The organism is Paenibacillus sp. FSL H7-689, from assembly GCF_000517905.1.
GTDB lineage: Bacteria > Bacillota > Bacilli > Paenibacillales > Paenibacillaceae > Paenibacillus > Paenibacillus amylolyticus.
The window spans coordinates 363,742-385,751 of record NZ_ASPU01000013.1 but is presented as its reverse complement, the minus strand read 5'-3'; the positions used below and the strand labels follow the sequence as shown (position 1 = coordinate 385,751).

The following is a 22,010-nucleotide window of genomic DNA, read 5'->3' as shown; positions in this document are numbered from 1 at the left end:
ACGGTAACTTGCCTGAGGAATTTGCTCATTCTGGTTGCCATGAGATTACACGAACGTAAATGAATGGTATACTAATTGAATATGAACTCGGCAATCAACCCGTGGAATCGGGACGTCGGAGTAGAGGAGGCAGCCACATTGGCAAAAGCAAAAGTAGCAAAAAGACCTACACGGGATGAGTTTGAACTTGAAGAGTTGGGAAACCAGCTGGTTGAAGCTTTTCGGGAACGTTCGGAAGTACTGTTGACGGTATGGGGCAAAGAAGATCAGGTGCAAGGAGTCATCGTCAAAATGGACTCCCGTACACGACTCGTGCATGTAGAGTATACCGAAGAAGAGTTCACAGCGAAGGTACCTTTTCTGGATATCATGCGTGTGCAATCTCCCCGGTACTGAACGAAAAAAACAGCAATCTGAATAATTAGGGCATCCGCCCTGTCAAAGTCGTTCTTCCTGCATAAGATAACCCATACCTGTTGCAGAGGAGGTACGGTCAATGAGCGAAGTATTAGGTGGAGAAACAAGAGGCTACGGATACGGAGGTTTCACTTCTGTAGGTGCCATTCTGGTTCTGTTCATCCTGTTGGTTATCATCTCCAAAGCGTTCTTGGTATAATTGCATATCTCTAAAGAATGAAAGAAGCTCTGCCATCGCGGCAGAGCTTTTTTGTTCGTTCAGTCCTTGGCGAATTTTGTAGAAAATCGGTGTAAGTCCTGCTTACGTTATGTTAGAATATAACCATCCCTAGAGAAAGAAAGAGGTGTTTTGATTATGAGCCAAACGTTAACAGAATCTTTAAATGAACAGATGAACTTTGAGTTTTATTCCGCTCATGTATATCTGGCTATGGCAGCCTATTGTTCCAGCAAAAGTCTGGATGGATTTGCGAACTTCTTCATCGTGCAAGCGGAAGAAGAGCGATTCCATGGCATGAAAATATACAAATTCCTGAATGATCGTGGGCAACGTGCCACACTTGAGGCTTTGCCAGAACCGAAGAATGAATATGCTTCGATGCTGGATGTGTTTGAGCATGGTTATGCTCATGAACAGCAAAACACGAAAAAATTCTACAATCTGGCTGACATCGCTCTGAATGAACGTGAACATGCAACGATGTATTTCCTGAAATGGTTCATTGATGAGCAGGTTGAAGAGGAAGCTTTGTTTGACAATATTATTCAGAAGCTGCGCCGCATTGAAAAAGACAGCAATGCCTTCTACATGCTGGATGCCGAGTTTGGCAAACGTTCGTTCACTGCTCCTGCTGAATAAATGCATGTTGGGAGTCGAGAAGATTCCAGCGTCAAAACACCATTTACATACAGCATGAGGTAATGATCCTGAAAGCAATGGGGGCAATCCCCTTGCAAGGGATGATGGTTTGATGCCATATGCTGATTGAAGACAAAGAAGCCTGCACTTGTGCAGGTTTTTTTGCATGCAACGATATTTAATGATTGTATAGATTTACTTGAATTGGAGGAAAGGTCTATCAAAATTCTGAATGTGGGTAATAGAGGATATGTCACAATTGATCTATCCTGACGGGATCTTATTTTGCGCAAATCTATCAAATTCGTATTAAATTTTAGGTTTATCTGACAAAAGTGTAACTCTACCGTAGCCTTTGGAGCGAGAACAGGAGCCACTATCTTTGATAGTATTAGGATTAATCGCCAAGGGATGAAGGTAGAAAAACATGGACACCCGGGGAAATTTAACACACAAGGGAGACTTTTAATTATGCTACATATTCGTAAATCTATCATGGTCACACTTGCTATTTTATTAATCATTCCACTATTATTGCCGCAGTCGGTATCTGCCAAATCAGCTGCATCCAAGGATGGTGCAAGCAAAGCAAATTCCAAAATCATATACCTGACGTTTGATGATGGGCCAACTGCTCATACGGGTCAGTTACTGGATATTCTGGATCAATATCATGCGAAGGCAACGTTTTTCATGCTGGGACCTCAAATGGAGCAATTTCAGAAGGCTACCAAACGTATCGTAGCTGACGGGCATGGATTGGGTCTGCATGGTGTGACTCACGTTCCAGGCAAATTCTATAAATCTGCATATAGCGGATTGAAAGAAATGCAACAGGCCAATGCAAGTCTGAACAAGGTTGCCGGAGTTAAAACAAGTCTCGTGCGGACGCCATACGGTAGTAAACCATACCTCAAGCCTGCGTTCCGTAGTGTACTTCTGGGCCAGGGTGGATTCCATCTATGGGATTGGAATGTCGACTCGGAAGATTGGAAATACAAGAAGGATCACCAGAAAGTCTATAACAGTGTAATGAAGCAGATCCACAATGTGCAAAAGAGCGGAACAACACCTGTTGTGCTTATGCACGACCAGGAAGCAACGCTGAAAGTATTACCGCAAGTATTGAAAACATTGAAGGCAGAAGGGTATCGTTTTGAAGTATTAAGCAAAAAAGTACAGCCGGTTAACTTCTGGAACGACAAGCGTTAATCTTTTGAATTTTTAGATTGGCTACAACGAAGGAGGTACACATCATGAAGAAACAGCCATTATGGATCATGATTCCAGTAACGACAGCCGTTTTACTTGCTCTGGCAGGATGTGGCGGACCGGATTCAAATGCAGCATCATCAGAGAATAGCTCTTCACCAACAACAACAGTGGGGGAGCAGACCGAGACCGGCAGCGGTGGTGCTGATTTCTCTAATGAAAATGAAACAGGAACCAAAGAGAATACGGGCACAACAGATAATGTAGACACATCAGGATCGAAGGCAAATGACAACCAAGTTGCCACTGGTCATTCAGGTGTGAATGATGTGATCAAGCAAGTTCGCAACCAGTTGAAGATGAAGGATGCAGCGTTACCCACTTCATTCACATTGGACAAGGGTACATCTTTGGGGGCGGCAATACTGTCCAATACTGCGGATGCATTTAAGGTAAACTTCTACGCTACCACTCAGTCTGTTGCCATTAATGATCAATCTTTAACTGCATCCGACAGTAAGATACCTGTACTGGCTTCCTATGAAGTGAAGACCTATAAGGACCCGGATCAGCCAGAAATTTTCCCTGAGACGGACCTGAAAGATATTCCAGCAGATATGGTTGTGGATCTGGGACATGGTATCAAAGGTATGAGTGAAGGTGCCGCAGGCAGTCAATATCTGACTTGGCAAGAAGGTAGATGGACGCTGGAAATTCGTTCGGTATCCGAAGATGAAATGAATAATCCGGGCATAGCGAAGAAAATGGTGGAGTACCTGGAGTCACATACGTTGCCTGTACCCAAAGATAAAGGGTATATCAAGGTTGAATATCCAAGTGGTGGACAGTCTGTTCATGTAACGATCTCATGGCAGGACGGTAACCAAATTCATCAGCTTAAGACCGATCAAGTGCCATTAGAAGCTCTTGGCATGGTTGTATCTGTGAAATAAATCTTGAGTGTTTTACGGATATTCTGCAATGTAGAAGAGATGAGTGTGGGATTGTTACGATACACCTAAAAAAGCCTGGCCCAGGAAGAAATTGCTGGGCCAAGCTTTTTATTTTGAGCATGTTATCGCAGCTTATGCAGCCGGGGTACATGCTTATTTTTGTTTCAATGGGTTAAAGCGGTACTTTCATTTGAACCACCCTTTTTCCTTGGAGCGAGTGATGGCCTCAATGCGGTTACTGGCATTTAACTTGTTGAGAATAATGGAGATGTAGTTACGCACCGTTCCCGTTGTAATGAACAGATGCCCGGCGATTTCCTTGGTGTTTTTCCCATCTGCCATGAGGCCTAGTACAGCGTTCTCCCGTTCTGTCAGTGGGTTTTCTTCTACATAAGCTTCATCTACCAAGTCGGGAGCGAAGATACGTCTGCCATTCATAACTTGGCGGATCGACTCGGCAAGTTCTTCAATTGGACTGTCTTTGAGCAGGTAACCACGGACACCGCCCTTTAGGGCACGTTCGAAATATCCGGTCCGGGCAAAAGTGGTCAGGATAATGACCTTACAGCTCATTCCTTTGAGTTCTTCTGCGGCTTCAAGGCCGCTTTTCACGGGCATTTCTATATCCATCAGACAGATGTCTGGTGCAAGCTCCTGGACAAGGGCAAGGGCTTCCTGGCCGTTGCTGGCACGTCCGACGACTTCCATATCTTCCTCCAGATTGAGGAGGGAGGACAAGGCGCCGAGCATCATGCGCTGATCTTCCGCGATTACAATTCTAATCATGATTCTGCCTCCTTTATCGGTTTGCGAACGAGTTTCGGAACATGAATAATGATCGCTGTACCCGGGATGTCTGTTGCAGAGCGAATATCCAGACAACCGTTCACAAATTCAAGTCGTTCCTTCATGCCCAAAATTCCTGTTCCGCGCCGATCCTGTTTGCGAGTTCGTTCTATTCCAACACCGTTATCTTGAACGGTTACTACATTATCCGCTAGTGTTTCCTTAATGATGATAGTACAGGTTGTTGCCTGACTGTGTTTGACGACATTCGTGACAGCTTCTTTCAAGCACATACCGAGCACATTTTCATTCAATTGTGACGTATCCTGTAACTTCGGATTACCTTCCAGCACAAATTCAATCGAAGCGGCCTTCAGAATCTGCTCCGCCCGGAACAGTTCATCGACCAATTGTGTACCACGCATGGTGGTGACCATTTCCCGGACTTCCTTCAGAGCTGTACTTGCCGTTTGTCTGAGGTCGTTCAATTCAATCTCGGCCTGATCGGGATTATTGCGGAGCAGCCGTCTCGCCAGATCGGTTTTCAGACCGATCAAAGAGAGCTTCTGTCCAAGTGTATCGTGCAGGTCACGAGCGATACGCTGGCGTTCTTCCATTTTTACGAGATCATCAAGTCGCTTGTTCGCATTCTCCAATTGGCCTTCCAAATGTTCAGTTTTGTTTTTGTTATACGTACTGATTGGGAGCAGGATGGAGGCCATTAAGCTGATGAATACAAACGGGAGTTGGCTCACCAACAGAGAACTCTGATTAATGAAACCGTAATTAATGGTTACGAAACTGGCTCCCAGGTTCACCGAGTAGAGGGTGAAGAAACCGGCTTTATTTTTAATATTCCCAATAAAGAAAGCAAGAAACAATGAGAAATACGCATAATCATAGGCGATCGTCATCGTAATGGATATGGCAATAAGCATTCCAATCCACATGTACACCTGCCAGCCCTTGGTGATGAAGGCGAGCAGGTAACAGACGAAGAAAACGAGGATAATGATGATGCCGGTTACCATCGTCCATAATTTAGAATATTGCGATATAAAATAGAATGGCAGGATGAAAAAGGCGAGCCATACATAAAGGTTCAACCCTGTTTTTTTATAAAAATTTTGCATCCACTTTTGAATGGAATTCTCCTCCTCAAACTTGTACTCAACTTTAGCATGACTGTAGCATGACTATGGCTTGAACACAAGAAAACGAATCCGACAGAGTTAAGGCTTCTCTGTCAGACCCGCTGGATTGGTTACTCGGATAGGCGGTTGAACATACGGCTTGCGGGATAGCTTTTTGAGCTGTCTGAAGCTAATAAACTGTTTAGAATCTTCATCCCACAGACGGAAGCGCAGGGCAACCAGACTGGAACGTAGTGTAATAGTCGTTGCTTTTTGCAAAGGTGGTGTTGCGTTATGTGCTTCTTCCAAGAAATAGTTAGGTACACGTGGGCTCAAGTGATGCACATGGTGAAACCCGATATTACCACTGATCCATTGCAATAATTTTGGCAATTTGTAATAAGAACTGCCTTCAACAGCTGCTTTTACATAACTCCACTCATCTTCATGTTCAAAATACGTCTCTTCGAACTGATGTTGGACGTAGAACAACCAGATACCAAAGAAACCGGAGAAGAAGAAGATAGGTGCCTGCACCATTACAAAAGCCTGCCATCCGACTAACCAGGACATGAATGCATAGAGCACTACGATCAATACGGTAGTCAGGTGTGTATTGATACGTTCTTTACGTCTAGCACCTTTGCGGTTAAAACGGTAAGCCAACAGAAACACGTAAATGGGTCCGATACAAAACAATACAAACGGGTTACGATAAATCCGATAGAAGAGACGTCCCCAAGGAGAAGCTTCTTTATATTCGTCAACCGTCATAACCCAGATATCACCTACACCACGTTTGTCAAGATTACTGCTTGTTGCGTGATGGATAGAATGCTCGTTTTTCCACTGCTGATAGGGTGTAACTGTTAAAACACCAGTAATGGTACCGAGAATATCATTGGCGCGTTTGCTCTTGAAGAATGAACCATGGCAGCAGTCATGGAAAATAATAAAGGTCCGTAGTACAAATCCGGATGCCACCAAGGCAATCGGGAAGGTCAGCCAGTAGGAAACCGATAAGCTAAAGTAAGCTGCTGCCCATAACAAGAAGAGCGGGAGCAATGTATTGATTAACTGACGGATACTTAATCTGAGATCATTTTTTTCGTAAGGGGTAACTTCTTTTTTTAAGGCCATTTCTTTTGATCTGTTCATAAAATTGTGTCCTCCTTCAATCGTTATAACTGTAATCAGCTACAACTTGGCGTTTCCCGCTAGACTTTCCTGTAGGAAGCGTTTTTATCATTGTAAAACAATCCGAACATGACAGTAAGTCATAAACGTCAGCCTTCTGTAATGATGAATATCAATGACGGACCATGACATTTGTCATGGGTGTATGATGCTCAATAGCTCTGCGAAGACAGAAAAGCAGGTTTTACTAATTCCTTTGCACAAATTACGCAACAATTTGTATTATGTATACAAATTTTGTTGAGAGCATGGTAAAATCTATCTTTGAGTGGTTATGACAACTTATGAGACGGGTCGATTAGGTTGATTTCTGATGGATTGGATGGAATGCATAATGAAGAAACGAATTACGGATATCCTATTTATTATGGCTGGTGCATTTCTGTTTGCACTGGCGGTGAACCTGTTTGTCATCCCGAACGATTTGGCTGAAGGCGGCGTCACGGGTATCACGATTATTTTGTATTACCTGTTTGAATGGTCCCCTGGACTGATGAACTTGATCCTGAACGGTATTTTGTTAATTGTGGGATATCGGTTTCTTGATAAAACGACTACGGTATATACAATTATTGCAGTGGTATTCAACTCGTTGTTCCTGCATCTGACGGAGAGTTGGACGATTGCATCGGATGAACTCTGGATCAATACCATTTTTGCCGGATTATTTGCCGGTCTTGGTATTGGCTTGATTGTTAGAGTGGGAGGCACAACGGCGGGGACAGTGATCCTGGCCCGACTTGCCAACAAATATCTGGATTGGAATATCAGTTACGGACTTCTGTTCTTCGATCTGATTGTGGCTTTCTCCTCATACTTCATCATTGGACCACAAGGATTAATGTGTACAATTGTCTTGCTGTTTGTCGGAACCAAAACAATGGAGTTCATTATTGAAGGGCTTAATCCGAAAAAAGCCGTTATGATTATCTCTTCCAAACAGGATGAAATCGCAAAGCAAGTCATTGAGAAGATGGATCGCGGAGTAACCGTCCTGTCCGGTCATGGCTATTACACAAAAAATAAGAAAGAAATTCTATACATTGTGATTAGCAAGCAGGAAGTTTCTATGCTGAAGAAGATTGTACGAGCAGAAGATGAGATTGCTTTTATTACCATTCATGACGTGCGTGATGTTTTCGGTGAAGGATTTATTGAACTCTCTAAAACTTGATGAATATGTATATAATGAAGAAAGGAGTTGCGGTGAAATATCACCGCAACTTTTTTGATAGGTTAATGGTATCCGGTATTAACCTAGTTCAATAAGAAAGAACCCTTCTCTGAAGAGAAGGGCAAAAGAGTATTAATAATGTCTTCTTTTTTTGATTCCACAATATTCAACAGTGACATGACAGTGTTTTTTACACTTTGTAGGGACATATTTCACTTTGGTAACACAAGTTTTCGTAATTTTTTTGTAAAAACACTTTGGTCTTGGATGATGACATTTATGATGTTTTCTATACATATTAAAACCTCCCTGATCGTGATAAGGTATTCTATGAGCGTGTCACTGTTTCGGAAATGTATAAACGTCTATTATTGTATAATAATTCCTTTATTAGGCTTTTGTGTTACAGGTGAAGGTTGGTTCTTTCTAGTAAAACTTTCTACTAAAAGAGTGCAATGACAAAAAGCTGTACACCTACCAAACACGATGATATATTGAATTTAATCAATTTGTTAATAAACCTAACTAACTAAGCATTTAGCATAATTTCCAAGAGCGTTTTACAATCAGCAAGATATAGATCGAAACGGTGTTATTCGTCTATATTTTGTACGCGAGAGCGACTTTAATCGAATTATGAAAAATGCTAACTATAAAAGGAGGCGATAACATGGCTGGCACACCGCAGTATATCCGCAATCTGAATGAAAATCTCATTATGGATGCCCTCATAACTCAGGGAACCATGTCGAGAGCGGATATCAGCCGTCAGACCGGACTTAGTAAACCAACAGTATCTTTGGCAGTCGAACATCTGATTGACCGTAATCTGGTGAGGGAAATGGGGCCAGCTGACAACGCTCAGGGTCGAAAAGCAACCCTCATTCGTTTCAACGAAACGGCTTATTATGTCTGTGGGATAGATATCGGCGCAACTCGTATTCGGATTGCATTATCCGATCTGAATGGAGAGATCATTGCCTATCGAACATATCCCATGGTTGTTCAAGGAGCTTATGAGCGAGGAGAAGCGACGATGTTGGAGCTTCTTCGAAGCCATATGAACGAACTGCTTGATGAGAATCATCTGAACTGGGATCAGATTCAGTGCATCGGGTTCGGTATACCAGGCGTAGTGCTGCCTGAATCAGGGCGTATCAATCGTATTGTGGACCCTTTAGCGGGTCTGGAAGAAGCTTTCTCTTTAGAGTCGTTGTCAGGAGCTTTTCCCTGTGAAGTAATTCTGGAAAATGATGTGAATCTTGCAGCCCTTGGGGAGTATCGGAGTGGTGCAGCAGCAGGATATCCCTTGTTTGTTTTTTTCTCCATCGGTACAGGGACAGGCGCTGGCATCATGGTACATGGCCAACTGCTTCGAGGTTTAGGTGGCTTAACTGGAGAGATCGCGGAGATGCTGGTGGACGATGGCCGACGTCTGGAGGAAGTGCTGTCCGCTGATGGTCTGATGCAACTGGCGAAAGATTATCTAGATCAGCATGATGAACTATTATTGGAGGCTGCTGATTCGGGTACAGATGCTCTTCACAGACACCTGACTCCCGAGAAGTTATTTGAAGCTGCGCGCAGTGGAGAAGTAGAGGCGTTAGACATTCTACAACAATACAGCCAGAAGATTGCTTCAGCTCTGCGTCAGATTAGCGTTGTGCTTGCTCCGGATCTCATTGTGCTTGGCGGAGGTGTAGGAGGGAACGGTGATGTGTTATTGCCTTTACTGAGGCAGATCATCTCTGAGCAATTCCCGGTGCAACCACAGTTAATCTGTTCCAAGCTTGGTGAGCAAGCTGTTGTCACTGGTGCAGTGCAGGTAGCCGTACAACAAACGATGCTGAACCTTCAGCAGGCAATGGAATAAGAGATTGGATATACAACATGTGAGGAGGGAAAAGGGATGACAGAATCCGTGAAAAACGTAAGCATTAATTATCAGACCAATCAGAATGGTACGGTTGGAGGTGATCCATCCGGCTGGATTGCAGGTATTGACATTGGAGGCACCAAAACATTAATGCTCTTGTCATCACAACAGGCTGGAAATGAAGTTCATGAACGTATCTTGCCTACGCTTGCCAGTGATCAGCCGGATGAGTTCTTCCGATGGTTATTCACTGAATTGGAAATATTCTGCCGCGAAGTTGGATGCAGTCTGGATCAACTTAAAGGTGCAGGCTTGGGATTCCCTGGTGTGATTCTGCAAGAGGAGGGGATACTGCGAAATGCTCCCGCTTTTCAGTGGCCTGAGCTAGATATTCGCCCTGTTATTGCGAAGTATTACAGCGGGAATATCATGTTGGATAATGATGTGAATATGGCGGCAATGGGAGAGTATGATCAAGGGGCAGCACAGGGACATCAACACTGTGTAATGGTCACGGTTGGAACAGGCATTGGATCTGCTCTTATCCTGAATGGACAGCTCTATAGCGGCCAGAATGGAGCAGCAGGTGAGATTGGGCATTTCATTGCAGGAGACGAAGGGCTTCATACCGGTTACGTTGCGGATGCGGATTCCTTTGGCGTATTTGAGCAAGTGACTTCAGGTACGGGAATTACCGAACAGGCGAGGCGTTATTTTGCTGCTGGAAAGGGAAGTTCCTTATCCCTGATCATGAGTCTGGCAGGAGGGGAAGCGGAACAGATTGAAGCCAGGCATGTATTCAAAGCAGCGGAGTCGGGTGATCTTGCTGCCCTGGAGATTTTGGAACTACCCATGCGTTATATGGCTAGAGGTCTGGCGAATATTACGGCTTTACTCAATCCTTCCATTATAGTGATCGGTGGTGGCGTGGCTGCATCCAACCCATCCTATTATCTAAATGAAGTGCGCACACGCCTCCAACGTTACACTGTTCTGCCTACACTTCTAGCTGTAGCTGAACTGGGGAACAAAGCAGGAGCAATCGGGGCATTGGCTGCAATCAAGTCCAGTCTGACACGCACTTAAAAATAGAGAATAGGCGAAGCAACTATAGAAATAAAGGATGGAGATCCGGATGAGAAGTAGACATATGAAGGCTTACACAGAGAAAATAAAAGCCGATTCCAATGATGCAAAACGTGTTTTACTCCAATTACAGGGCCTATATCTGTTTATGGGGCTAGCTGGTGGGATGTTTAACCCGTACATTAATCCCATATTGGTAGCACAAGGGTTTTCCAGTAAAGAAACCGGATTTATTATGGCGTTTGGCACACTTGTATCCATTATTCTTCAACCTATATGGGGAATTCTGGTAGATAAGTTTAAAAAGACACGGTTCGTACTGGTGATAAGCCTGCTTGTTCCTGCATCGTTAGCGTATTTCTACAATATTCAAGTGTACTTTATATTAATATTGATTTATACTTTATGCACTATATTCCAAGTGACTCAAATACCCGTTGCTGACTCCTATGCGGTTACAGCTGCGAGAGCCGCGAACACCTCATATGGCATGATCCGACTCTTCGGCAGCATAGGAACGGGAGTTGGGGGATTTGCCGCAGGGATGTATCTCTCCCAGTTTTCCATTCACATGTTATGGCTACCATTTCTCCTGTTTAACATTCTGAGCGCTATACTGGCAAGTACACTTCCCCGGCAGACGAGCATCTCCTCGTCCTCGGTAACCTTCTCCGTAGGTTTGGCAAGATTGCTCCGAAACCGGACATTCCTTCTATTTCTAACAGGTTGTTTCCTGGTTAACCAAACGCTCACTGCGTTTAACTCCTTTTTTGTTATTTCATTTCAGATGGCTGGCGGTTCTGTGACGATGACGGGTACAGCGTTGTTGCTTGCGTCGATTACCAATGTTCCATCCATGTTGGCAGCGGCATTCATACTCCGAAAATGGGGGCATGAACGCACGATGCTGCTTGCAGCGGGGGCCTATATGTTACGTTGGGGGATACAATGGCTATGGCCGACGCCTGAGGTCATGATTGGCGTTCAGGTGCTGCATGGGTTATCCTTCGGATTCTTTTATATCGCAGCAGTGGAATATGTGGCTTCGGTTACGGGACGGGAAATGCAGGCCACAGGACAAAGTTTATTTAACATGGTGTTTGCTGGCCTGGGCGGAATTGTTGGTAATATGCTTAACGGATATTTACTCGATTCCGGCGGTCCATCACTGATGTATCTGGCTTGCACGATCAGTGCGGCACTAGGATCAGTGATTCTGTATATCGTCAGCAGGCAGGCCAAAGAACAGAGAAGATCATACTCATTAGAATAGAGATGGAAGGAGTTGGAGCCTATGAAAGTAAATCTGAAGCGGAATTGGCACACCAAGTTGATGTATTCGTATTTTCCTATTTTTCTGCTTACGATTTCCATTCTGATCTTTCTCTCCTTCCTGATTGTCAACGAACTCTCACGTAACGAAACACAAAAAGCCGACATGATCTCCACCCGCTATATCGTGGATACACTGGAGCGCTCACTAAGCGACATTGAACTTCGGTTGCTTGAAGACATTGGTGCAAACAAAACATATAGTCGCTTTCTGGAAGCTGGCCAGGGACAATTATCGAGTCAGTTCATCTATGATGCGGCAAGTGGGCTGGGAAGTATGCTGGATCAGCAGGATATGATTCAATCCATTTATCTCTATCGCATGTCCGATTCCCAGATTCTTACGCCCAGAGGCATGATGCGTTTGGAAGATTTCGAAGATCGTGCCTATATTGAGCAAGCCTTGAAAGATCGGGAGTACCTCGGTTGGAACCTGCCACGTGATTATAAGGAACGTTCCTTCGACGTACCTTCACAGGTGATTAGCATGAATAAGTGGCTTCCGTTACCGTGGGGCGGGGAAGGACTGCTCGTCATTACCATCCGCATGTATGCAGTGGAACGGCAGATTGATAACATGACCAATGAAAAGTTATCTGTTCTTCAGGTTCGGGATAAAAGCGACAATCTGATCTATACCGCGCATCAAATGGACCCTTCAGCAGGTGAAATCCTTAATCGTGTGACTGCGGACAAGCTTGGTCTGGTCTTCGAGAGTGGTATTCAATCCGGACAGCTGTATTCATGGGTATCCCTTGTTTCTTATGTGTGGATCGGTATTGGTTTATTAACGATTGTTGGTGCGGTGGCGGGACTAATCTACATTACTCGCAGAAATACACGCCCCATCCAGCTGATCATGAATCGAATTCAGGCGTTACAGCCACGTGCCGAGGAGAATGAAGCAACTCCATCCGTCAAAGATGAACTGGCACTCATCGACCGTGCGCTGGAACATCTGATTGCTCAAACGGTTGACTATGAGAAACAACATCATGAAAACTTGTTAATTCATCGCAGACAGTTGCTTGTTGATCTGATGGAAGGAGAGCGGATGGATTCGTTCCGTCAGCGACTTCGCCATCTGCAACCGCTAGAGGAACGATTCATGGAACCGAAGAGTGTTGCTGTCCTCATTGCGGAGATGAATGGTGACGATCTCTCGACCAATCAGAATATTCTGAAGATTGCGCTCATGAATGTAGTGGAAGAACTTGTGCAGAATGAGACCCAGTTCGGCGGTTGGGCTGAATGGTTTGGGAACCGCAGGCTTATTGTGATGATTGCATCGGATGAGCAGGAAGGACTGGACCGTGAATTACTTATGGATCTGGCTAAGCAGATGCATATGTGGATTGCGGAAAACTTCCGCCTACGGTTTACGTTCGGGATTGGACGAACCGTACCGGGCTGGGAAGAGATTACTCGTTCCTATGCGAGTGCAGATGCGGGTTTGCAGCATAGACTTACCCTTGGTAAAGATGCGATCGTTCTCAGTGAGCAACTGCCGGATCGTATTGAGCTGCAATCGTACAAGTATTTGCAGATACTCGCAGACTTTGTCCGTGAATTCAGACTAACCGGCGATGGTTGGCGAACGCAGCTGGATCAGATGTTTGTTGCGTTTAATGAAGATCAGATTACAGATAACGATATTCGCATGTTGCTGCAGGCGTTAATCCAGATGTTGTCCCGTGAATTCGGGGAGCTGTCTGAGCGGTTGCAAAGCCAATTTGCCGAGGAAATCCTGACTCGTCTTCGCAGTGATATCCAGCAGGTGGAGACACTCGAGGGAATTCAAGAGATTTTGCAGGAGTGGCTTAAAGAAGTTTATCGCAATTATGTATCTGTAAATGAAACGAAAAGTCATCGAGCGATGATCAACGAGCTCCGGATTTATATTGAAGAGCATTTTGATGATCCGGATCTGTCGCTGAAACATCTGAGTGATCGGTTCCAGATCTCGGGCAAATATGCGAGTTATCTGTTCAAGGAAGAGTTTGAGATGAAGTTTGTTGATTTTCTGGTGAAACTGAGGGTCGAAAAGGCCTGTCGTCTGTTGTCTGCATCCGATATGGCTGTTCAGGATATTGCTCTGCAAGTGGGTTATGCCAATGCCATCTCTTTCGGCAGAGTATTTAAACGGATTATGGGCGTGACACCAGGAGACTACCGCAAGCAGGGTGGAAAACAAGGGGATCAATAACGGAATTGCACGTGTTAGAACATTCGCGTATCGGGTAAAATCCAATAATCCTAGAGATATCTATGAAATCTCCTGTATGAGGCAATAAGGTTTTGTCCCTTATCGTCCTTTACAGGAGATTTTTTGGCTGTTCAACCACGATCTTAGGCCAGTGTAGCTGGTATGTTGTTAAGGAATTTTACGAATGTCCTATACTAGCATTATGACAATTCATAGATTAATAGGGCAGGAGTTGAAGATGGTGTACAAATATGGACAGCAAGTGTGGGGATCGGTAGATATCAGTAAACGGGTTACCATTACAGCAAGCAACAACACATTTACATTTCATGTAGATGACTCGTCATATACGATAACTATACCTGTTGGTACCTACACGACAAGTCAACAAAGGCATGAATCCGAACTTATTCAAGCCATTTCGAAGCAAGGGACATCTCAGAACATTCCAGTACGATTTATTTTGGGCGGAATGCATTATGATGAGAAGTATAATGTGTTGATTTTGGAACATACGGACACGATCAACGAACATGTCATCGATCAATTTGCGGGAAATGCCATCGATACGTTGTTTGGTCAAATGAAGTTTAATCTTCCGCCAAGGAATTAGTGCGTCGAATCGTTCTACACGTGTTGCTAAACAAGGAGATCACATAAGATGTGGTCTCTTTTTCATTTTTTGAAGAGAGATTTAATGGAAAAAAGATTATTGCAAGATGGGTGATGCCAGATTGTCTATGAGAAACCAAAATGAATACAACACAATATGTTATTATAGTTAACGTTAATGGTGTGAAAATTGCATATTGTCAGGAAATATGTTTATATATCGCGGTATTTAACTTAAAAAACGTGAATTTCACATGTTGAAAATAGTTTATTGTCTAAATATCAGATCTTATGTAATGATTAGTGACATTCACAGGTGCAACAAAATGGGATGAACAAAGTGGAGTGGCAATCATGTGAATCCATTCAGAGAGTGTGCGAAAGGGGAAAGGTCAAATGAGATTATTTCAAAGACGTAAGGCACGCAAGGCAAGTTCAATCCTCGCAGTGGTAACAGCATTCACTCTATTATTATCTGCATGTTCATCAGGAAGCGAATCAACATCTTCCTCTGGAGAGTCGGGTTCGGGGGGGAAAACGACTTTGAAAGTAGAAATCTTCGATCGGGGAAACACTCCGGCGGGCTACACCATTTCGGACAGTTATCTGACTCGCTTCATTCAAGAGAAGTTTGGTGATCCAAATAACATCGATGTTCAGTTTGTTCCGGTACCACGCTCGGAGGAAGTACAGAAACTTAACGTTCTGATGGCGAGTGGCTCTGAAGTACCTGATATCGTCTTTACCTACGATTCGGGAACATTCAACCGGTATGCAGAGCAAGGAGGTCTGACCGAACTTACGGATCTGATCAATCAAAGTGGTCCTAACCTGAAGAAGTTCCTGGGAGATGAAACGCTGGCCTACGGTCAATACGATGGACAACAGTTCGCGGTTCCAGGTAAACGTCTTGTACTTGGGAAGTACGCATCCTATGTTCGTCAGGACTGGCTGGATGCACTCGGATTGCCTTCCCCTGAGACAGCTGAGGAGCTGCATACAACACTGAAGGCCTTTAAGGAAAAAGATCCGGGTAAAGTTGGTACAGGACTTATTCCGATGGGGATGTCCATTGCCTCGGCTCAATATGAACCACTGATCTGGTCATTCATTGAACCGCTGACGGAAGAACAGAAATATACATTAACGCAGCAACTGGGTTCCAATGACTATCCAACGTTGTTGCCTGGTTTCAAGGACGCTCTGAAATATATGAACACACTTTATAATGAAGGATTAATGAGCAAGGACTTTGGACTCGACAAAGACAAGAAAAAGCTGTGGGAAGATGTATCTAACGGCAAAGTTGGATTCTACACCGAGGATGCAGGGGAGATTTATATCTCCGGTACGTACAAAAACCTGCAAACCAATCAACCTGGTGCAGTGATGACACCGATTGATGCATTCAAAAACTCCGAAGGCAAATTCGCCAAACCGGCTTATGCACCCAATGCGATGTATGTCATGATTCCGAAGTCAAGCAACAATGCGGAAGCAGCGACGAAGTATCTGGATTGGATGGCTTCGGGCAACAACCTGTTCGATCTGCAATTCGGTGTTGAAAACGAGAACTATGAGCTCGTGGATGGAGTTCCACTGATCAAAGATGATGCTTCTCCTGAAATCGCAGGTCGTATCTATAATTCCGGTGACATTGCCATTATCGTCAATGGTAAATACGTTGGAGATGACAAGAAAAATGAAGAGGCTTATGTCGTACAGGTAGAGTCGAAGTATCGGGATGATATGCGCAAGTCGGTAGCGATCTCTAACACGGACACCATTCAACCGGTACGTTTCTCCAAACCGATTGACGCAGAAGCACGTTACGGTAACGGCTTGAAAGACAAGTTTATGGAGTTTTTCGTGAAAACAACCATTTCCAAACCCGCTGATTTTGAAGCTACGTATGACAGCATGATGAAGGACTACATGGCGAGCGGTGGTCAAGCAATCCTGGATGAACGTACAGAAGCTTACAAAGCGATGAAATAAGTAGAGTAGAGATCACATCTAATGTGTATGACAACAAAGAACAGGGATTTCATTAGGGCGATGGCAACATCGCCTTGATGAAGAATCCTGAATGACATGGGGGGAAGGTATATGAAAACAAGCATCTATTTCCGCAGAAACTGGCAACTATATGCGTTGCTCCTACTGCCCATGATCTACTTCATTATTTTCAAGTATGGGCCAATGTATGGCGTGCAGATTGCGTTCAAGGACTTTAACTTCTTTCAAGGGATCGCCGGTAGTGAGTGGATTGGCTTGGATGCATTCAGAGAAGTGTTTCAAAATCAGGGATTCTACACGGCATTACGCAACACGTTAGTGCTTAACATGCTGGATCTACTGGTCTCCTTCCCGGCACCACTTATATTAGCCATCTTATTATTCGAGCTGAAGAAGGCCTGGTTCAAAAAGTTGGCACAGACTTTACTGTACATTCCTCACTTTATTTCGTGGGTTATTATTGGAGGGATCGTACTTCAGGTATTCGGTACACAATCCGGTTTTATTAACAATATCTTGATGAGCATGGGATTTGATCCATTACCTTTCCTTTCAGACAAAAACTATTGGCTCTTCACGTATCTTGCGGTAGGCGTGTGGCAGAGTGCAGGCTGGGGTACGATTCTGTATCTGGCATCTCTCACGGGCATTAACCGGGAACTCTACGAAGCCGCAGAAGTGGATGGAGCAAGTCGGCTACGCAGAATCTGGCACATCTCCTTGCCAGGCATCAAAACAACGATTGTTACCTTATTGATCATCAATGTCGGCAACATGATCTCTATCGGCTTCGACCGACCGTTTATTATCGGTAACGTGGCTGTACGTGAATACTCGGATGTGCTCAGCACATTTGTCTATCGTGTCGGTTTACAATCTGGTCAGGTTACGCTCGCAACAGCTGTAGGTTTGTTCCAGGCATTAGTTGGACTTGTCTTCATACTCGGAGCGAACTATACGTCCAAGAAATTAACCGATGAGAGCATTATGTAGTGGATTGATTCACATATGATCTGTAAGGAGTGAGTGAGATGTCTGAAAACACGGCGAATCGAATATTCAACACGGTAAACGTCATTCTTATTATCATTACGATGGTGGTGTGTCTTGCACCATTCATTCATATTATTGCGATCTCGCTCAGCTCAAACCGGGCGATCGGTTCAGGAGAAGTTTCCTTTTTCCCCAAAGAGTTATCGTTTGAGGCGTATACCAAGGTATTTGCAGATGGATCAATGATTCGTTCCCTCATCTATACCATTTGGCTGACCGTCCTGAGTACGGTGCTAAGCATGGTGATGACCATTGCAGCAGCTTATCCACTGGCGAAGAGTAATCTAAAAGGGCGCAAGTGGTTCATGCTTGTCATTGTGGTGACGATGTTCTTCAGTGGCGGCATTATCCCCGAGTACATTCTGATCAAAAATCTACATCTACTTGATAGCACATGGGGACTTATTCTGCCTGGATTGATTAGTCCGTTTTATATGATTATCCTCATTACCTTCTTCAGAGGGATTCCCGAAAGTCTAGAAGAAGCAGCAGGCATTGATGGAAGCAGCCACTTTGGAACCCTTATGCGCATCATCTTGCCGCTATCCCTTCCGGTTATGGCAACACTGAGCCTATTCTACGCGGTAGGACGGTGGAATGGTTTCCAGGATGCACTCATGTATATTACCAAGCCTGAACTATACCCTTTGCAATTGAAATTGTATCAGATGATTCAGCAAAACCAGATTACAGAACTGATGCAGAACGAAGGTATTGGTGCTGTTCAAGTCCTGCCTGAGAGTCTGAAAGCAGCCAGCGTTATATTCTCCACGTTACCGATCCTGCTTGTGTATCCGTGGTTGCAGCGGTACTTTATCAGTGGCGTAATGGTAGGTGCTGTAAAAGGTTAATAGAGGTTGTTCAAAAAGTTCACTTTTGATTACGAATGATGCCTAGTGGCATCATCAGCATCGAATATGAAATTTAGCCGAAATGTCCGTTGCTCACGTAGTTGTCCTACGCTCCGCTACTCCATTTCTAGCTTAATTCCATCTTCTTGGTACTGAAAACTGATCTTTTTGAACACACACCTATAGTCTCGGGAGGTCACATGACATGACACAACGAATGGTAGAGAAGATGTCGAAAGAACAACAGTATCTTATAAATCAGTCCATGTTGATGATGGATAGCTTCTATGACAAGGAAATGGATCTGCTTCGCAGTTTTGAAGAAGAGGATTCATCGCAGCATAGCACACGAGCCAGTGCACATTATGCGCTCGGGTTGTTGATTCGAAATAAGCCTGGTGATGTGGAACACGCGATACGGGTGTTCCACAAGGTGCTCGATGTTCAATATGACGCTCCGGATGAGATCTATCACGGAACCTTCGCGACCCGACCAACTGATGTGCATCCACCAGCGGGTCACTATGCTTGGAAATCTTTTGCGCCAGGCACGGCCTATTTCCTGGAACGCACCTTTGAGAAGGTGTCTGCGCAGTTTATCCATAAACTACAGGAAGAGGGTTCTCTGCTCACAGAGGCAGTAGACCCCAAACAACTGAAACACCTTTTTCATTCGGCAGTGAATCAGGTTCTGCCACCGGTCTGGATCAGCTATGATCCCAACTGGCGCGAGTTTATCGCTTGTGTCTGTGTGGTCGTAACTGCCGAATTCGCCGAACTACTGCCGGAGACACTCATGAAACGGATGGACCATGCGATGGAACTGGCTGTTCAAGGGTCAATAGAACGCAGGTTATCCGACGTAATTCCAATGAACACGAATATTGAGTTGATGCATATTTTCATTACCCACTACTACGGCCATCGCTTGAACCGAACAGATTGGATTCAGCATTCGGATGAACAGGCGGAGGGGTTGATGAAGGAGGTTGAACAATACAACGGTACATTCGCGGAGTTCAATACGACAACGTATTACGGGGTTGATCTGTCCGTGCTTGGCATGTATCGAAAGTATGGACTCACGGAACGTTTGATCGAAATCGGACACCGGATTGAACATGGGCTGTGGAATAACATTGCGCTATATTATAATGCCAACCTGGAGAATCTCTCCGGCCCATTCTCTCGGGCGTACGACATGGAGATGCGAGAGCATAGTTCGATCGGTGTATTTATCTATCTCTTGCTTGGAGAAGGGTATGAATATCTGGCAGGAATCAACTGTGAGTCAGGCCATGATCCACTGATTGCGCTCCTTGGGGTGGATGTGCCCGCTGAAGCCGTGCCGTATTTCAAGGCTCATCAAGAAGATCGGCTTGTGCAGAAACAGTTCATGGAACTGTGTGAGCGCAATGATCCAACGTCCAATCGGAATCTGTGTACAGCCAAAGCCTGGATCGGTGAGGATCGGATGATCGGGGCCATGTCGGGAAGTGTGAATACGAATGGACAGATGCATCCAGCTACGATCCACTGGCAGACAGAGACGGGTGAGCGTTATTATCTCCGCTTGATCCGTCGTGAGGTAGGCGAGGGCTGGAACAGCCATCTGCGCGGAATAACGTTTGATGCGGATCTCACGCCAGATTCGTTAACCATTGATGTGGAGCTGGATACGGCGGAAGAGATCGACGTTTATTTTGAAATCAGAGGGCCATCCCTTCGTCAGGAGGATATTACAACAGCGTTATGGCAGTTCCCAGGACTTACGTGTACCGTGAAGGCTGAAGCACCTGAACCATCCGTGTTAATTTACGTGAATCATGCGGAGATCGTCTATCGTTATGTGCCTGGGATGACGGCAAACAAGATGAGATTTGAATTGACTCTCCGTGAAGACAACGGTTTGAGGAATAAATAGGTATATAAGATGAACTGAACATTTACACGATAACGAAGAGTGCAGAACCGATCTGAAGAAGCGGAGCGTTCGCCTGAAAGCTTTCTGCAAGAAAGCTGCATCGGAAGCATAAGCTATCACCGGATTTTTCCCTTTGGAGAAGGGGATCAAAAAATCTGGGGATAACAGCGATCAGAAGATGGTACTGCAATTGGAGTGATCTAGTATAAAGTGTATTGGTTCAACTTATATAGATAGAGATAAATGGAATATGAATGGGCGATAGAATGAGAGACAGGAGGACCAATGATGTATACGGACAAACAGGAATATTCGTTCTCAACATGTTGGAATATCAAACGTCATACGACCGGACAAGGCATGATCGAGGAGATCAAGTCTCTTGGATTCAAACAAGTTGAGCTGAATTATAACGTTACGGAAGAGATGCTGCAGACGATAGAACCGATGATTGAACGGGGCGAGATCGGTGTATCCAGTGTGCATAATACATTCCCGCATGTGGCTGATCCCGACTATGGGACGGATTCCGTCCTGCTTGGGTTCGATGATGAACCGCGCCGCAAACGGGCGATTGAGCTGTTACTTCGCTCAGCCGAGTACGCACATCGTTATGGGGCCAAGGCTGTCGTTGTACATCCCGGTGAGGTTCCGTTTGAATATAATATAGATGAAGCGTTGAAAAAGATATACCACGATCAAGGACCGGATTCACCAGCATATCAATCTTTATGGCAAGAGATGCTGGAGAAGCGGGAAGATGGCAGCGCACATTACCTGAGCCTTATTCAGGAGAGTCTGGAAGAGGTATGTAACTTGTCGGAGCAGCGGGGATACGGGGTGAATTTCGGTATTGAGACCCGTTCACGCTGTTATCAGATGCCGACTTTGCACGAAGCGGGAACGATTATTGGACAAATGAAGGGCGCACCGCTTGGTCTTTGGTACGATATTGGTCACGGCATGATGATGGATCGAATGGGGCTGTACGATAATGTACGTGAGGCTAACGCGTTGATTGATCACGTGGTTGGCGTGCATATTCATGAAACCGTAGGGTTATCAGATCATTGGTGTCCATACATCCATAGTAAAGACATGACCTTTTTTGATTCGTTTTTGGATATTATCGACCGTTCTCCGGTGAAAGTATATGAGCTGAAAGCCGCGTGCACACCGGAAGAGATTGATGAAAGTCACGGAATGATTAAGTCTCGCATTGCTGAACGTCAAGCGGCACGTCAGCGCGGGTAAAGGAGCAGACGTATCAAGCATGAATGCTCCTTATAGGAAAACCTCATAGTAAAGTAAATCAACAAA

General features: G+C 44.7%; 19 protein-coding genes. 16 read left to right on the top strand and 3 right to left on the bottom strand.

The window, feature by feature from the left end; translation table 11 throughout:
* Positions 1–138 precede the first annotated feature (138 nt).
* The 5 genes from C170_RS09220 (at position 139) to C170_RS09200 (ending at position 3,441) form a co-directional block, all read left to right on the top strand.
* Positions 139–396 carry a YolD-like family protein gene (locus C170_RS09220; protein ID WP_036608707.1) on the top strand — a complete coding sequence of 86 codons (258 nt, stop codon included), beginning with the start codon at positions 139–141 and terminating at the stop codon, positions 394–396.
* 100 nt (positions 397–496) lie between these two features.
* On the top strand, positions 497–616 hold the full coding sequence (locus C170_RS09215) for a hypothetical protein (RefSeq protein WP_017688846.1): 120 nt from the start codon (positions 497–499) through the stop codon (positions 614–616).
* Positions 617–772: 156 nt separating this feature from the next.
* Positions 773–1,276 (top strand): ferritin, encoded by a 504-nt coding sequence (locus tag C170_RS09210; protein WP_036608705.1) that lies wholly within the window; start codon positions 773–775, stop codon positions 1,274–1,276.
* A 471-nt stretch (positions 1,277–1,747) separates the two neighbouring features.
* Positions 1,748–2,488 (top strand): polysaccharide deacetylase family protein, encoded by a 741-nt coding sequence (locus C170_RS09205; RefSeq protein WP_036608702.1) that lies wholly within the window; start codon positions 1,748–1,750, stop codon positions 2,486–2,488.
* Positions 2,489–2,532: 44 nt separating this feature from the next.
* Complete coding sequence (locus C170_RS09200; RefSeq protein WP_051447088.1) at positions 2,533–3,441, top strand: hypothetical protein; 909 nt, start codon at positions 2,533–2,535, stop codon at positions 3,439–3,441.
* Positions 3,442–3,627: 186 nt separating this feature from the next.
* On the opposite strand, the gene C170_RS09195 is transcribed toward C170_RS09200, so the two are convergent.
* The 3 genes from C170_RS09195 to C170_RS09185 form a co-directional block, all read right to left on the bottom strand.
* Positions 3,628–4,227, bottom strand: coding sequence for a response regulator transcription factor (locus C170_RS09195; protein ID WP_036608692.1), 600 nt, complete (start codon positions 4,225–4,227; stop codon positions 3,628–3,630).
* Entirely contained in the window at positions 4,224–5,372 is a 1,149-nt protein-coding gene (locus C170_RS09190) for a sensor histidine kinase (protein WP_036608689.1), read from the bottom strand. The genes C170_RS09195 and C170_RS09190 overlap by 4 nt, the downstream gene beginning before the upstream one ends.
* A gap of 87 nt (positions 5,373–5,459) precedes the next feature.
* Positions 5,460–6,518 carry a fatty acid desaturase gene (locus C170_RS09185; protein ID WP_036608678.1) on the bottom strand — a complete coding sequence of 353 codons (1,059 nt, stop codon included), beginning with the start codon at positions 6,516–6,518 and terminating at the stop codon, positions 5,460–5,462.
* Between the two features lie 373 nt (positions 6,519–6,891).
* Between C170_RS09185 and C170_RS09180 the strand changes: the two genes are divergently transcribed.
* The 11 genes from C170_RS09180 to C170_RS09130 all read left to right on the top strand — a co-directional run bounded on the left by C170_RS09180 (position 6,892) and on the right by C170_RS09130 (position 21,944).
* Positions 6,892–7,731, top strand: a complete 840-nt coding sequence (locus tag C170_RS09180; RefSeq protein ID WP_017688839.1) for a YitT family protein — start codon at positions 6,892–6,894, stop codon at positions 7,729–7,731.
* A gap of 670 nt (positions 7,732–8,401) precedes the next feature.
* Positions 8,402–9,604 carry an ROK family transcriptional regulator gene (locus tag C170_RS09175; RefSeq protein WP_036608676.1) on the top strand — a complete coding sequence of 401 codons (1,203 nt, stop codon included), beginning with the start codon at positions 8,402–8,404 and terminating at the stop codon, positions 9,602–9,604.
* A 36-nt stretch (positions 9,605–9,640) separates the two neighbouring features.
* Positions 9,641–10,693: an ROK family protein gene (locus C170_RS09170; protein ID WP_051447087.1), complete on the top strand. Its 1,053-nt coding sequence runs from the start codon at positions 9,641–9,643 to the stop codon at positions 10,691–10,693.
* 49 nt (positions 10,694–10,742) lie between these two features.
* Positions 10,743–11,966 carry an MFS transporter gene (locus C170_RS09165; protein WP_235200738.1) on the top strand — a complete coding sequence of 408 codons (1,224 nt, stop codon included), beginning with the start codon at positions 10,743–10,745 and terminating at the stop codon, positions 11,964–11,966.
* Between the two features lie 21 nt (positions 11,967–11,987).
* Positions 11,988–14,231 (top strand): helix-turn-helix domain-containing protein, encoded by a 2,244-nt coding sequence (locus tag C170_RS09160; RefSeq protein WP_051447085.1) that lies wholly within the window; start codon positions 11,988–11,990, stop codon positions 14,229–14,231.
* 184 nt (positions 14,232–14,415) lie between these two features.
* Complete coding sequence (locus tag C170_RS09155; protein ID WP_162158962.1) at positions 14,416–14,844, top strand: hypothetical protein; 429 nt, start codon at positions 14,416–14,418, stop codon at positions 14,842–14,844.
* A gap of 395 nt (positions 14,845–15,239) precedes the next feature.
* Entirely contained in the window at positions 15,240–16,841 is a 1,602-nt protein-coding gene (locus tag C170_RS09150; RefSeq protein WP_036608672.1) for an extracellular solute-binding protein, read from the top strand.
* Between the two features lie 111 nt (positions 16,842–16,952).
* Positions 16,953–17,855 (top strand): ABC transporter permease, encoded by a 903-nt coding sequence (locus C170_RS09145; RefSeq protein WP_017688833.1) that lies wholly within the window; start codon positions 16,953–16,955, stop codon positions 17,853–17,855.
* Between the two features lie 38 nt (positions 17,856–17,893).
* On the top strand, positions 17,894–18,766 hold the full coding sequence (locus tag C170_RS09140) for a carbohydrate ABC transporter permease (protein WP_036608671.1): 873 nt from the start codon (positions 17,894–17,896) through the stop codon (positions 18,764–18,766).
* A 205-nt stretch (positions 18,767–18,971) separates the two neighbouring features.
* The gene (locus tag C170_RS09135; RefSeq protein ID WP_036608669.1) at positions 18,972–20,690 is read left to right on the top strand and encodes a hypothetical protein; all 1,719 of its coding nucleotides are present in this window, start codon (positions 18,972–18,974) and stop codon (positions 20,688–20,690) included.
* A 288-nt stretch (positions 20,691–20,978) separates the two neighbouring features.
* Positions 20,979–21,944, top strand: a complete 966-nt coding sequence (locus tag C170_RS09130; protein ID WP_036608668.1) for a sugar phosphate isomerase/epimerase family protein — start codon at positions 20,979–20,981, stop codon at positions 21,942–21,944.
* Positions 21,945–22,010 lie beyond the last annotated feature (66 nt).

Excerpts from the sequence above, each read along its gene's own strand:
- C170_RS09215 (WP_017688846.1), top strand. The coding sequence starts at position 497 with ATGAGCGAAGTATTAGGTGGAGAAACAAGAGGCTACGGATACGGAGGT.
- C170_RS09210 (WP_036608705.1), top strand. The coding sequence starts at position 773 with ATGAGCCAAACGTTAACAGAATCTTTAAATGAACAGATGAACTTTGAG.
- C170_RS09205 (WP_036608702.1), top strand. The coding sequence starts at position 1,748 with ATGCTACATATTCGTAAATCTATCATGGTCACACTTGCTATTTTATTA.
- C170_RS09200 (WP_051447088.1), top strand. The coding sequence starts at position 2,533 with ATGAAGAAACAGCCATTATGGATCATGATTCCAGTAACGACAGCCGTT.
- C170_RS09195 (WP_036608692.1), bottom strand. The coding sequence starts at position 4,227 with ATGATTAGAATTGTAATCGCGGAAGATCAGCGCATGATGCTCGGCGCC.
- C170_RS09185 (WP_036608678.1), bottom strand. The coding sequence starts at position 6,518 with ATGAACAGATCAAAAGAAATGGCCTTAAAAAAAGAAGTTACCCCTTAC.
- C170_RS09180 (WP_017688839.1), top strand. The coding sequence starts at position 6,892 with ATGAAGAAACGAATTACGGATATCCTATTTATTATGGCTGGTGCATTT.
- C170_RS09175 (WP_036608676.1), top strand. The coding sequence starts at position 8,402 with ATGGCTGGCACACCGCAGTATATCCGCAATCTGAATGAAAATCTCATT.
- C170_RS09170 (WP_051447087.1), top strand. The coding sequence starts at position 9,641 with ATGACAGAATCCGTGAAAAACGTAAGCATTAATTATCAGACCAATCAG.
- C170_RS09165 (WP_235200738.1), top strand. The coding sequence starts at position 10,743 with ATGAGAAGTAGACATATGAAGGCTTACACAGAGAAAATAAAAGCCGAT.
- C170_RS09160 (WP_051447085.1), top strand. The coding sequence starts at position 11,988 with ATGAAAGTAAATCTGAAGCGGAATTGGCACACCAAGTTGATGTATTCG.
- C170_RS09155 (WP_162158962.1), top strand. The coding sequence starts at position 14,416 with ATGTCCTATACTAGCATTATGACAATTCATAGATTAATAGGGCAGGAG.
- C170_RS09150 (WP_036608672.1), top strand. The coding sequence starts at position 15,240 with ATGAGATTATTTCAAAGACGTAAGGCACGCAAGGCAAGTTCAATCCTC.
- C170_RS09145 (WP_017688833.1), top strand. The coding sequence starts at position 16,953 with ATGAAAACAAGCATCTATTTCCGCAGAAACTGGCAACTATATGCGTTG.
- C170_RS09140 (WP_036608671.1), top strand. The coding sequence starts at position 17,894 with ATGTCTGAAAACACGGCGAATCGAATATTCAACACGGTAAACGTCATT.
- C170_RS09135 (WP_036608669.1), top strand. The coding sequence starts at position 18,972 with ATGACACAACGAATGGTAGAGAAGATGTCGAAAGAACAACAGTATCTT.
- C170_RS09130 (WP_036608668.1), top strand. The coding sequence starts at position 20,979 with ATGTATACGGACAAACAGGAATATTCGTTCTCAACATGTTGGAATATC.